The 12,563-nt window shown below is 39.2% G+C and carries 9 protein-coding genes and 1 pseudogene; 7 read left to right on the top strand and 3 right to left on the bottom strand.

The window, feature by feature from the left end:
• Positions 1-97 precede the first annotated feature (97 nt).
• Positions 98-583: a ribonuclease E activity regulator RraA gene (gene rraA, locus DBO93_RS01945; protein WP_108454826.1), complete on the top strand. Its 486-nt coding sequence runs from the start codon at positions 98-100 to the stop codon at positions 581-583.
• 29 nt (positions 584-612) lie between these two features.
• Here rraA and DBO93_RS01940 read toward each other — a convergent pair whose 3' ends face one another.
• Together DBO93_RS01940 and hutI are read right to left on the bottom strand one after the other, a co-directional pair.
• On the bottom strand, positions 613-2,700 hold the full coding sequence (locus tag DBO93_RS01940) for a bifunctional diguanylate cyclase/phosphodiesterase (RefSeq protein ID WP_108454825.1): 2,088 nt from the start codon (positions 2,698-2,700) through the stop codon (positions 613-615).
• Positions 2,701-2,798: 98 nt separating this feature from the next.
• Positions 2,799-4,034 carry an imidazolonepropionase gene (hutI, locus tag DBO93_RS01935; protein ID WP_108454824.1) on the bottom strand — a complete coding sequence of 412 codons (1,236 nt, stop codon included), beginning with the start codon at positions 4,032-4,034 and terminating at the stop codon, positions 2,799-2,801.
• 211 nt (positions 4,035-4,245) lie between these two features.
• On the opposite strand from hutI, the gene hutC reads away from it, so the two are divergent.
• From hutC to DBO93_RS01905, 6 genes and pseudogenes are all read left to right on the top strand, one after another.
• Positions 4,246-4,956: a histidine utilization repressor gene (hutC, locus tag DBO93_RS01930; RefSeq protein ID WP_108454823.1), complete on the top strand. Its 711-nt coding sequence runs from the start codon at positions 4,246-4,248 to the stop codon at positions 4,954-4,956.
• Positions 4,957-4,971: 15 nt separating this feature from the next.
• Positions 4,972-6,488: pseudogene (gene hutH, locus DBO93_RS01925) on the top strand (histidine ammonia-lyase).
• 16 nt (positions 6,489-6,504) lie between these two features.
• Positions 6,505-8,547, top strand: a complete 2,043-nt coding sequence (locus DBO93_RS01920; protein WP_182255730.1) for a urocanate hydratase — start codon at positions 6,505-6,507, stop codon at positions 8,545-8,547.
• Positions 8,548-8,801: 254 nt separating this feature from the next.
• Positions 8,802-9,269 (top strand): NfeD family protein, encoded by a 468-nt coding sequence (locus tag DBO93_RS01915; RefSeq protein WP_162533700.1) that lies wholly within the window; start codon positions 8,802-8,804, stop codon positions 9,267-9,269.
• A 48-nt stretch (positions 9,270-9,317) separates the two neighbouring features.
• On the top strand, positions 9,318-10,238 hold the full coding sequence (locus tag DBO93_RS01910; RefSeq protein ID WP_108454821.1) for a stomatin-like protein: 921 nt from the start codon (positions 9,318-9,320) through the stop codon (positions 10,236-10,238).
• Positions 10,235-11,173 carry a slipin family protein gene (locus DBO93_RS01905; protein WP_108454820.1) on the top strand — a complete coding sequence of 313 codons (939 nt, stop codon included), beginning with the start codon at positions 10,235-10,237 and terminating at the stop codon, positions 11,171-11,173. The genes DBO93_RS01910 and DBO93_RS01905 overlap by 4 nt, the downstream gene beginning before the upstream one ends.
• 498 nt (positions 11,174-11,671) lie before the next feature.
• On the opposite strand, the gene DBO93_RS01895 is transcribed toward DBO93_RS01905, so the two are convergent.
• Positions 11,672-12,538, bottom strand: coding sequence for an SDR family NAD(P)-dependent oxidoreductase (locus tag DBO93_RS01895; RefSeq protein WP_162533699.1), 867 nt, complete (start codon positions 12,536-12,538; stop codon positions 11,672-11,674).
• Positions 12,539-12,563 lie beyond the last annotated feature (25 nt).

Below are 12,563 nucleotides of genomic sequence, written 5' to 3'. Positions count from 1 at the left end.
CTTTCACTATTTTTACTATCAATAACAGCTTATCGGTTGTGCCTATGTATTCAGCCGTTATACTAGTTAAGAATAAACATTATTAGGAATACTTAACATGGAATACAACACTTCAGAGCTATGTGATATTTACACTGATTTAATCGATGTTCTTGAACCCGTATTTAGTAATTACGGCGGCAGGAGCTCTTTTGGCGGCAAGGTTGTGACAATAAAGTGCTTCGAAAATAATGGCTTAATTGCCGAAGTGGTAGACACTGACGGTACTGGCAAAGTATTGGTTATTGATGGCGGTGGTTCAACGCGCAGAGCACTTATTGATATTAATATTGCTGAACAAGCAGCAAAAAACAACTGGGAAGGCATAATCTGCTTTGGCAGTGTTAGAGATGTAGACGCTTTAGAAGATATTGATATTGGCATTCAGGGATTACTGTCTATTCCCGTAGGTGCAAGTACCAGTAATATCGGTGAAAGCGACCTCGCTATAAACTTCGCAGGGGTTACTTTTTTGCCTGACGACCATATTTATGCCGACAACACTGGGGTTATTTTATCACCTGAGCCCTTAGACATAGATTAATAAACTAACCCTAACAACATCAAGCCTAGCTAGGCTTGATCAGGGTATTGCTTATGCCATGCAGTTAACCAAGGTGGCAATTCTTCTAGCGTTATTCCTGAACTATATCTTTGCCCTTGACCAAACTCACCACCCATCGCAATAAACATTTCTTCAACAGCAATAGCATTAATATTCGTACCAATTAAGGGTAAATTCATTTTACGCGTCAGCGTTATTAACGCATTAATAATGGCCTTATCTGAAGAGCCCGCCGTTACAGTAGCCAATGAATAGCAATCTATTTTAATACCATTAACCGCCATACGACGAATATAACGCAACGCTTCATAACTCCCTGAAAACTGGTCAATCACAATGCTAATGCCGAGTGACTTAAGTTGATCAATACTTGCTTTAGCTTGAGGTGAAGACATCAAAAGAATCGCTTCTTGAACCTCAACGGTAAGTAACTGGCAATCTATACCATGAGCTTTACTCTGTTGCTCAATATAATCAACCAGATCAGGCTCAAGTAAACTCTGATCAGACAACTTAATCGCAACAGGAATAGCAAGATTTAAGTGCTGAAGTTCTACAAGTGCTTTAAAAGCTTGATTAATTATCTGCAAACTCAGCGCATACGTATCGCCACTTTGGTCTGCAATCAACAGCATTTCATCTAAACTGAGTAATTCGTTATCTTGGCGCTGCCAATTAACCTGCATTTCGAAACTTATTAACTGCTTGCTTTGAACTTTTACTTGAGGTTGAAGGTGCCATTGTAAACTTTTTTGTTCAATCGCCAGCTTAAGTTGTTCCATTTTATGTAACTGTTGTTGATTAAAAAGAGCAATGTCTTGATTAAAAAAGCTCACTAGCTGCTGTTCTTTTTCAGCTTGTAATAAAGCATCTTCTGCATAAGCAATAACTTCAGTAACGTTTAGGCTATCTTTCCCTAGAAACGCAACACCAAAAGCGAGTTTAAAATACGACGAAAAACTTTTAAAACTCATAGGACCAGGAACCGCCAGAGCGAGGTCTTTACAAAGCTGCTCAATGATAACGTTTTCATTGTGCTTAGTTTGAGATACATCTATTACGAGTAAAAAGTGCAGACCTTGCAGGCGAGCAATCCTAACCGGTGACTCTTGTGTTGAAAAATTAAGTAATTCAGTATTATTAACAATCGACTGTTGAAGACTATACGCCAACTGTAACAGTAAAATATCGGAATTATGATGGCCTAACACCGAATTTATTTGCTGAAAGTCTATTGGTTTACAGATAATAACCGCATAGCGAGCAGAGTCATTGATGGCAATGCTGTGCTCAAATAAAGATAAAGCATATTGGTAGTTAGGCAAGTTTGTTGTTGGATCATAAGATATTTGAGCTTGAGGCATTGTTGCCAGTATCTGCTGCTCATTTTCTCTGGTAATAAGGGTAGTAACAATATGCCAACAGCCGTTCGCCATGGCTAACAAGTAGGCAATAACACTCATCCCGACAAGTAAGTTTAATGATAGGCTTCCTGCTAGCCAAAAATAAACGCCTGTGGCAAAGGCGACATTAATGGTCAACAAAGATATTGAACGAACATTGACTTCACGACTGGTCTGCCGTGATAACCAAACATAACTCAGAGTGAGAATAATTTGTAGGCTTGCCAATATCAGCCAGGCCATTGAAATGCTGATAAAGTCTGTCCAAAGTAAAAGTATGAATATCGAAAAAAGCGCGATAAAAAGACTATTTTTCAATTTAAAACTGATAGCTGAAGCTTTATCTATAACGGGATAATTACATGACCAATAACTGATTATTTGGAACAATAAACCGCTAAAGATCAGGCTGAGGTATAAATGATTTTTCGGAAAAAAACTTAAAGAATAAAGTAAGCCAAGCAACGCTAAAGTGAGTAATACAGGTAAACGCTTTTTAATGGTAGGTTTTGGCTTAATAATAAAAACAATCAGTAATACCGGCAGACTAAGTCCTAAAACAAAGGCAATATTAAACTCAATAAAGGTGAAAGACTCACTTGAAGCATGAGCCTCAAACGGAATAAATCCTAAGCTTAAAAAGGTAGCAAACAAATAAAGCATAACAAGACGCGAAGTATTATAGCTAGCCATAACAAAACCCAAACCAACAACATTGACTAAGACTAATCAATTCGCCAGCTTTTGTACAGCAACAAGGTTTAAGCTCTGCTAAGCTTTTGTAATAACAATTAAATAACTACTTTTCCTGCCTGTATTAAGTTGACCAACGGATTGACACCAAACTGATAACATAATTCAGCAGGCTGCTCGATATCCCAACAAGCAATATCAGCATCATAACCAACGGCTAACTGCCCTTTTTTTCCTGACAACCCTAACGCTTTAGCACCATGACAAGTAACACCTGCCAATGCCTCAGCAGGCGTTAATCTAAACAGTGTACAAGCCATATTCAGCATAAGTTGAATGGAGTTAATAGGTGATGAACCTGGATTTGCATCTGTTGCAATAGCCATACTTACCTTGTGCTTACGTAATAGCTCCATTGGCGGTAATTGGGTTTCGCGTAGAAAATAGAAAGCACCCGGTAACAAAACCGCAGTCATATCAGCCGATTTCATTGCTTTTACACCCGCTTCATCTAAAAACTCTATGTGATCAGAAGACAATGCCTGATATTTAGCCGCTAATTCAGTACCACCAAGATTTGATAATTGTTCAGCATGTACTTTAACAGGTAAGTGATGCGCTTTTGCAGCGGCAAAAACTTTTTCGGTTTGCGCTAAGTTAAAGCCAATTCCCTCACAAAACACGTCAACTGCATCGACGAGTTTACTGGCCGAAATTTTAGGGATCATCTCTTCGCAAACTAAATCGATATATTCATCGGCTCGGTCTTTGTATTCAGTTGGCAGTGCGTGTGCGCCTAGAAAAGTTTTTAACACAGTCACCGGCAGTGTTTCACCTAAACGTTTTGCTACCTTTAACATTTTAATTTCGTTGTCAGTATCTAAACCATAACCCGATTTAATTTCAATACTGGTGACACCTTGCTGATGTAATGCTTTTAAACGTTTTAATGCACTTTTGAATAACGCTTCTTCACTGGCAGCACGTGTTGCTTTAACGGTAGAAATAATACCACCGCCGGCATTAGCTATTTCTTGATAACTTTTTCCTTCTAGGCGCATTTCAAATTCATTTGCACGATTACCACCATAAACAATGTGCGTATGACAGTCGACCAAGCCAGGTGTTAACCAAGTGCCGCCACCGTCAATAACTTTAACGGTATTAAAATCGAAATCTGGCAATTGAGCTTCAGTGCCTAGCCAAGCTATTTTTCCATTAGCAATTGCTATAGCACCATTTTCAATAGCGCCATAGCCTTTAGCTCCCTCGGTCATGGTAGCTAAATTGACATTAGTCCAAAGGGTTTGCCATGCAGTAGTGTTTATTGACATAAGAATTCCAGATTACCTGTTGAAGGCCAACGTTCATTTGTAATGAGTGAGGTCACAAGGGTTAGCGGGTGATATTTCTGGTTAATACTCTAACTGATAGTATTTTAACAATCAAGCTTGTATATACAAGTGTTGACCCTGAGTTAAAAAAATGAGATTGTATATACAAGTAAGAGTTTACTCTGCATATTATTACGTATTGGGCATGACAATGACACAAGTAAAAACAGCAAAATATAATATTATTAAACAACATATTTGTGAAAATATTGAATCTGGCGATTGGCAGGAACACAGTAAAGTTCCCTCAGAAAATGAACTAGCCGAGCAGTTTTCAGTCAGTCGAATGACCGCACGTCGAGCTTTACAAGAGCTTACCGAACAAGGTTTATTGGTGCGTTCTCAAGGCTCAGGTACATTTGTTGCTACGTTTAAGTCACAGTCATCCCTATTAGAAATTCGTAATATTGCCGATGAAATACAAGAGCGCGGACATCAGTATCATGCTGAACAGTTAACCTTACAAAGTGTCGAAGTTAATGACGAGGTCGCTATTCTTTTAGCCCTTAAAACCGGCGAAACCGCTTACTACTCGAGCGTATTGCATTTTGAGAATAATGCGCCTATACAATTAGAGCAACGTTTTGTTAATCCAAAATTGATCCCAAATTACCTTGAGCAAAATTTTACTCAAATAACACCACATGAATATTTATCATCTGAAGCACCATTAACTGAAGCAACTCATGAAGTTGAAGCGGTGTTAGCCAAAGATGAAATCAGTCAATTATTGGCTATTAGCAATACTACCCCTTGTTTACAGGTTAAGCGTCGTACTTGGTCGAGCCAAGGTGTTGTCAGCTTAGCCATATTAACGGCACCTGGTAATAAATACCGTTTAGGTAGCCATTTAATTTTTTAGTTTAGGAGCGTTAAGATGACATTTAAATACGGTATCGACCATCTAGATCTTGATATTGTTAATGGTATTGCCAACGGCAGTATCAAAGCAGAACTTTGCCAAGAAGCTTTAAATAACATTAATATCAGTCGTCAAAGAGTGGAAAAAATGGCCGCGTCTGATAAAGCGGTATACGGTATTAATACCGGTTTTGGTCCATTATGCGACACTCAAATCACACCAGCTCAAACCAACTTACTGCAAACAAATTTATTGATCACTCATGCTGTTGGTGTTGGTGAGCCAATAGCTAAAGCTATTTCAAAATTAATGTTGATCACTAAAGTGCACGCATTAAGTAAAGGTTTTTCAGGTATTCGACTAGAAACTGTTGAAAGAATGTTGGCGTTTATCGAACTTGACCTTATTCCTGTCGTACCAGAACAAGGTTCGGTTGGCGCATCAGGTGACTTAGCCCCCTTTCACATCTATTTTTACCTTTACTTGGCGAAGGCGAGTTCTGGCAGAGTGAAGATGGCCAAGCTGATAAAATCATCCCAGCCGCACAAGCACTAAAAGAACACGGTTTAATGCCAATGGAATTGCACGCTAAAGAAGGTTTGGCGTTAATAAATGGCACACAGTTTATTTTATCTCATGCTATTACTGGTTTAACGAAGATGCGTTACTTGCTAAATTTAGCTGACTTAACCGGTGCAATGAGTATTGAAGGCATGCAAGGTAGTCAGTCACCTTTTAGAGAAGAGCTACACGCGACTCGTCCATTCCCTGGCAATGTTGAAGTAGCATCACGTATGCGTAGGTTTTTTACTGGTTCTGAAAACATGTCATCACACACCAACTGTGATCGTGTGCAAGACCCTTATTCGCTTAGATGTATACCACAAGTTCATGGCGCATCTCGTAACGCCTATAACCATTTGAATGACCTAGCTGAAATTGAAATGAATTCTGTAACTGATAACCCTATAGTTATCAGCAGTGAAGAAGCTATTTCAGGTGGTAACTTCCATGGTCAGCCTTTAGCAATGGTGCTTGATTATGCTTCGATTGCCAGTGCAGAACTGGGTAACATCTCTGACCGTCGTTGCTATTTATTGTTAGAAGGTCTGCATGGTTTACCTCGCCTACTTACCGCTTCAGGTGGTTTGAATTCAGGCATGATGATCCCGCAATACACTACAGCCGCATTAGTCACCGAAAACAAATCGCTTTGTTTTCCGCCTTCAGCTGATAGCGTGCCTACGTCTATGGGTCAAGAAGATCACGTATCTATGGGCAGCATTTCAAGTCGACAGTTTAACCAAATCTTAGGAAACTTAGAAAAAATTATAGCGATTGAACTTATGTATGCTGCACAAGCAATTGAGTTTAGGCGCCCAAATAAATGTTCAGACATTATTGAGAAAAACTTCGCTGTGATAAGAGCGAAAGTGGCGAAACTAGAAGAAGATAGACTGTTAAAACCTGATATTGATGCCATGATCGCCTTAGTTCGATCACAAGCATTTACCGTTAGCTTTGATGAATAATTAGGGAGCTTTAATAATGGACACAACAATGAATCTTCAAGCGTCAACGCTTTTTAAAGAGAGTGTAAAGCAAGGCATTCCGGCTATATTACCAGAAGCTAAGCCTTACCCAATTGACGCTAACCGCGCACCTAAGCGTAAAGACATTCTTTCCGTAGCAGAAAAACAATTAGCCGTAAGAAACGCCCTACGCTATTTTCCAAAAGAGTGGCATCAGGAGCTAGCAACTGAATTTGCACAAGAGCTAAAAGACTTTGGCCGTATTTATATGTATCGCTTTAAGCCTAGCTATCACATGAAATCACGCTCAATTGCTGACTACCCAGCAAAATGTCAGCAAGCTGCAGCTATTATGTTGATGGTTGAGAATAACCTAGATCCAGCGGTTGCACAGCATCCTGAAGAGCTAATTACTTATGGTGGTAACGGTGCGGTGTTCCAAAACTGGGCACAATATTTATTAACCATGAAATACTTAAGTGAAATGGAAAGCGATCAAACTTTACATTTATACTCTGGTCACCCGATGGGCTTATTTCCATCATCGGAAGATGCACCACGAGTAGTTGTGACCAATGGTATGATGATCCCGAACTACTCTCAACCTGATGATTGGGAAAAGTTTAATGCCTTAGGTGTTACTCAGTATGGCCAAATGACAGCGGGGTCATTTATGTATATTGGCCCACAAGGCATAGTACACGGCACAACCATTACCGTCATGAACGCATTTCGTAAGGTGCTTAATAAAGGTAATAACAAAAATGAAACGACCAAAGGTAAGATTTTCCTAACGGCTGGATTAGGCGGTATGAGTGGCGCACAGCCAAAAGCAGGTAATATTGCAAACTGTGTCACTGTATGCGCTGAAGTTAACGCAAAAGCGGCAACTAAGCGTCATCAACAAGGTTGGGTTGATGAGTTAATTGATAACATGAGCGAACTTGTTACACGTGTAAAAGCAGCACAAGCCAATGAAGAAGTGGTATCAATTGCTTATATTGGTAACATAGTTGATGTATGGGAAAGCTTTTTTGAAGAAGATATTTTCATTCATCTAGGCTCAGACCAAACATCACTGCATAACCCATGGTCAGGCGGTTATTACCCAGTTGATATAAGCTATGAAGAGTCAAACCGTTTGATTCGCGAAGAGCCAGAAGTATTCAAAGAAAAAGTACAATCTACATTAAAACGCCATGCTGATGCGGTTAACAAACACACAGCACGTGGAACTTACTTCTTCGATTACGGTAATGCTTTTCTGTTAGAAGCGTCACGCGCAGGCGGAGATGTAATGGCAGAAAATGGCATTGATTTCAAATATCCATCATACGTGCAAGATATCTTAGGCCCCATGTGTTTCGATTATGGTTTTGGGCCATTTCGTTGGGTTTGCGCTTCAGGTAAACCAGAAGATTTAGATAAAACTGATGCCATTGCCGCCAGTGTATTGAAAAAAATCATGCAAGAGTCACCTGAAGAAATTCAGCAACAAATGCAAGACAATATCACTTGGATTGAAGACGCCAAACAAAACAAGTTAGTGGTGGGTTCACAAGCTCGTATTCTTTATGCTGATGCGCAAGGCCGTATGGAAATCGCTAAAGCTTTTAATGATGCGATTAACAATGGCGAAATTGGTCCAGTAGTCCTTGGTCGTGATCATCACGATGTTAGTGGTACTGATTCACCGTTTCGTGAAACATCAAACATTTATGACGGTAGCCGATTTACCGCTGATATGGCAATACACAATGTTATTGGTGATAGTTTCCGTGGCGCAACTTGGGTATCAATTCATAATGGCGGCGGCGTAGGCTGGGGTGAAGTGGTCAACGGTGGTTTTGGTATGTTACTTGACGGTAGCGAAGCGGCAGAACGCCGATTAAAATCAATGTTATTGTTTGACGTTAACAATGGTATTGCTCGTCGTAGTTGGGCACGTAATGAAGAAGCCAACTTTGCCATTAAGCGCGAAATGGCACGAACACCCAAACTTAAAGTTACCTTAGCAAACTTAGTTGAAGATGATATTTTAGATAACTTATCGCTGTAAGCTGCATTTGCTTAAATTTCAAAGCATGAATTTCCACACTTTGAATTAAGCGCCTATCAAACGAACTAAAAACCGGCATCAGCCGGTTTTTTTATGTACAGAAAGTACGGTGTTTTGTGAATCTGCGTAAAGCTTTCGCTATTTAACATCAAAGATAAACGAATCAGCAAGCTTGACATAATATGTCGCACTTGTTACTTTGAATGCATCGCTGTTAACTTTAGATTAACAGTACTCATATCTTGGAGATGGTAATGGAATACATACTATTTTTTGAAACTTGGATTATCTTGGCTATTTTATTTGCCTGTTTAGAGATTTTCGTACCCGGCGGTATCTTACTCAATTTAGGCATAGCGTCATTAATAGTCGCTGTTGGCGTACAACAAGAAATTCTTGATACTTGGATAATAACGCTAACCACATGGTTTATCGTTGCAACCTTCCTACTTATCCTTGTGTACTTTATTACCCAACGATACTTCCCTGGTGAAACTATCATTGAAAATATTTATGAAGAGGTAGATATTTACGGAAAATCCGTACTCGTTCTTGAACAAATAGGCCCAGGAACACGTGCAGGTAGAGTTGAATATCAAGGTACAACTTGGACAGCGTTAGGCGATGGCTCTATTATCGAAGCAGGCAGCCAAGCCGACATCGTTTGCAAAGAAAACATTTCATTAGTGGTTGAAGCCAGTAAAGAACACGCGCTAAATTAATCAATTTAATTCAATTCAAATAATACTAAATAAAATAGGAGAATACCTATGTTAGCGACTATTACATTTGTATTTCTAGCATTACTCTTTATCGTTTTAAAACTTGTACTGGTAGTACAAATGAAAGAAATTTGCGTGATCGAGCGTTTAGGAAAATTTCGCGCCGTTTTGCCTCCAGGATTGCATTTTTTAATCCCCTTTGTTGATCGCGTAGCTTATCGTCACGAAACCCGCGAGCAAGTGTTAGATATACCAGCGCAGAGCTGTATTTCACGCGATAACGTGCAAATTAGTGTCGATGGATTGGTTTATATTCAAGTAATGGACGGCGAAAGAGCCAGTTACGGTATTGAAGATTATCGTCGTGCTAGCATTAACTTAGCGCAAACTACGATGCGCTCTGAGATTGGTAAATTAAACTTGGGTCAAACCTTTTCTGAACGCGACACCTTAAATGAAACCATAGTACGTGAAATTGACAAGGCGTCTGATCCTTGGGGGATTAAAGTCTTACGCTATGAAGTGCGTAACATAACACCGTCAGTCAATGTTATTCATACATTAGAAAAGCAAATGGAAGCTGAACGCCAAAAGCGTGCTGAAATTACGCTAGCGGAAGCGGAAAAAGAGTCGACTATCAACTTATCTGAAGGTGAACGCCAAGAAGCAATAAACCTGTCAGAAGGTGACAAGCAAAAACAAATCAACGAAGCTCACGGTCGAGCACAAGAAATAGTTATTCTTACTCAAGCTTCAGCAGAAGGTATTAATTTAATTGCCAAAGCAGCGGCTTTACCTAGCGGAGACCAAGCGATAAAAATGCGTTTATTAGAACAATTTATCTCACAAACCGGCAATATTCTTAAAACAGCTGACGTGTCTATCGTGCCAAGTGAAGTCGCTAAATTAGAAGGTTTTTTCCAAGGCATGGAAAAAGTAACGCAAAATATTCAAGGAGCAAAATCATGATAGCACTCGATGGAAATACGCTCGATTTAGCCGTATTAGCTGTTTGGGCATTTATCTTTTTATACCTTGCCTATAAGTTTTTCCAAGCTATTTGTTTAGTACCCACCAAATCAGCTTATATTGTTGAACGTTTAGGTAAGTATCGCTGCACATTAGAAGCAGGCTTTCACTTGCTATTACCTTTTATTGATCGTGTGGCATTTATTCAAGATCTAAAAGAAGAAACCATAGAAGTACCGCCTCAAGAATGTTTTTCAAAGGATGAAGTTAATGTTGAAGTCGATGGTGTTATTTACATTCAAGTCATTGATGCGGTAAAAGCAAGTTACGGTATTACCGACTATCGCTTCGCTGCCATGCAACTTGCCCAAACCACAACGCGCTCGGTAATTGGCACCTTAGAGCTAGACCGTACTTTTGAAGAACGTGACATTATTAGCGCTAAAGTCGTAGAGGTACTTGATAAAGCAGGTGAAAGTTGGGGTATTAGAGTGCATCGCTACGAGATTAAAAATATCACACCGCCAGTAACCGTTCGCAATGCTATGGAGATGCAAGTGAATGCCGAACGAGAACGTCGTGCTATTTTAGCGAAAAGTTTAGGTGATAGAGCCAGTCGTATTAATCGCTCTGAAGGTAAAATGACAGAGTTAATTAACCTGTCTGAAGGTGAAAAACAACGCCGAATCAATTCTGCTGAAGGTAAAGCAGCAGAAATACTAGCGATAGCGCAAGCAACTGGTGACTCTATTAGCAAGTTGGCAGAAGCGATTGAACAACCGGGTGGTCAACAAGCTTTAGATATGCAATTAAGTGAGCAATACTTACAGCAAATGAAAGGCTTAAGCCAACCTTCAACTAAGGTTATTCTGCCAGCAAACTTACTTGATTTTAAACAATGGTTATCAACTGCAGGTATTCACAACAAGCTTTAATATCGTTTAATGACTCGTTAATGCTGATTGTATACATAAAAACCCGACGTTAAACTGTCGGGTTTTTATTTTTGATTCTAATAATAAATTAGTCGTTGGAGCGGGTCACTTCATTAAAGGCACTAGGCTAGTGGGTTAAATAATCAAAAATGTAATGGAAGCGAGTAAAAGTATAGAGCATAGCAACCAAATCTTATCCGATATCTTTACTTTTTTATGACGATTTATCATGCGTAATTTTGTCACTAATAAAAAAAATACGGTTGTAATCAGCGCAATAAAAAAGTGTGTTTGTATAGTCAATAATTGTGAGTTTTGTTCCCAGAGAAAAACCGGGCCGCTGTAATTTACAAAGAATAAATTTAACAATGAAACATGCGCCCACAAGATAAAAAACAACAACACCATTTTATATTGATATATTGCTTTTAATGTTTTGGTAATTACATTTTTCGCCATAGTGCTTAAACCTTACATGTTATCAATTGCCGTTAACTCTTATAGAGCGCGGCTAGCTTCTTTTAACCAAGTTAACAAATCGTCTTTCTTATAAGAATAATTCAACTTACTTCGTAATCGTTCACCTATAATTTTTTTACCGGTAGTTTTTTGCTGCTCAAAGCTGAATTGTGGCAATGGCAAACCTAATGATTCAGCAGCGACCTGATAATACTGTTGGCGATTACTATCGGTATTACTGACCACATTATAAATATTTGGCTTAATATGAACATTATCATCACCGATCAGCTTTTCTATAATTTGTATAACATCAACTTGGTGCACTAAATTTACGGGTGCGCCAGCATTTTCGAATACACGTTTTACCTGCAAGAACTTACCTGGATGTCGATTAGGCCCAACGAGCCCTGCTAACCTTAAGATAGTTAAACCTTTAGTAAATTTTTTAGCCGCTTGTTCTGCATCAACTAACGTTTCAACTTTTTCAGCGCTTAAATTCAGCTCACTTGTTTCATCAACTCGCCCATACAAGCCATTATAAATCGCAGTCGAATTAAGTAAAATAATGTGCGCAGTGTTACCCAGTTCAGCCATGTGTATCAGCTGTTGAATTTTCAATGGATAATCTAAACGCCCTTTTTTCAATTGCGGGGGAATAGCAATAATCAGTACCCGTTTTTGAAATAACTGAACATCAATATTCGCAATATCATCAAGGCTTTGACAACTCAACACTTCATCTTCAAGGGGCAAACTGAGCTTTGCCGCAGGTATATCAAGTTCAATCAGCTTTTCATGCGTTTTTTTTGATTGGTAGCTGGCAATAATATCGACTTTATTAGTCATTAAATGCTTAGCTAACGCTTGCCCTAACCAGCCACAACCTATAATACTAACACTCATATTTAACTCTTCTCCGCTACAAATA

Source organism: Colwellia sp. Arc7-D (genome assembly GCF_003061515.1).
GTDB lineage: Bacteria > Pseudomonadota > Gammaproteobacteria > Enterobacterales > Alteromonadaceae > Cognaticolwellia.
This window is presented reverse-complemented; position numbering and strand designations above follow the sequence as displayed.

Excerpts from the sequence above, each read along its gene's own strand:
- rraA (WP_108454826.1), top strand. The coding sequence starts at position 98 with ATGGAATACAACACTTCAGAGCTATGTGATATTTACACTGATTTAATC.
- DBO93_RS01940 (WP_108454825.1), bottom strand. The coding sequence starts at position 2,700 with ATGGCTAGCTATAATACTTCGCGTCTTGTTATGCTTTATTTGTTTGCT.
- hutI (WP_108454824.1), bottom strand. The coding sequence starts at position 4,034 with ATGTCAATAAACACTACTGCATGGCAAACCCTTTGGACTAATGTCAAT.
- hutC (WP_108454823.1), top strand. The coding sequence starts at position 4,246 with ATGACACAAGTAAAAACAGCAAAATATAATATTATTAAACAACATATT.
- DBO93_RS01920 (WP_182255730.1), top strand. The coding sequence starts at position 6,505 with ATGGACACAACAATGAATCTTCAAGCGTCAACGCTTTTTAAAGAGAGT.
- DBO93_RS01915 (WP_162533700.1), top strand. The coding sequence starts at position 8,802 with ATGGAATACATACTATTTTTTGAAACTTGGATTATCTTGGCTATTTTA.
- DBO93_RS01910 (WP_108454821.1), top strand. The coding sequence starts at position 9,318 with ATGTTAGCGACTATTACATTTGTATTTCTAGCATTACTCTTTATCGTT.
- DBO93_RS01905 (WP_108454820.1), top strand. The coding sequence starts at position 10,235 with ATGATAGCACTCGATGGAAATACGCTCGATTTAGCCGTATTAGCTGTT.
- DBO93_RS01895 (WP_162533699.1), bottom strand. The coding sequence starts at position 12,538 with ATGAGTGTTAGTATTATAGGTTGTGGCTGGTTAGGGCAAGCGTTAGCT.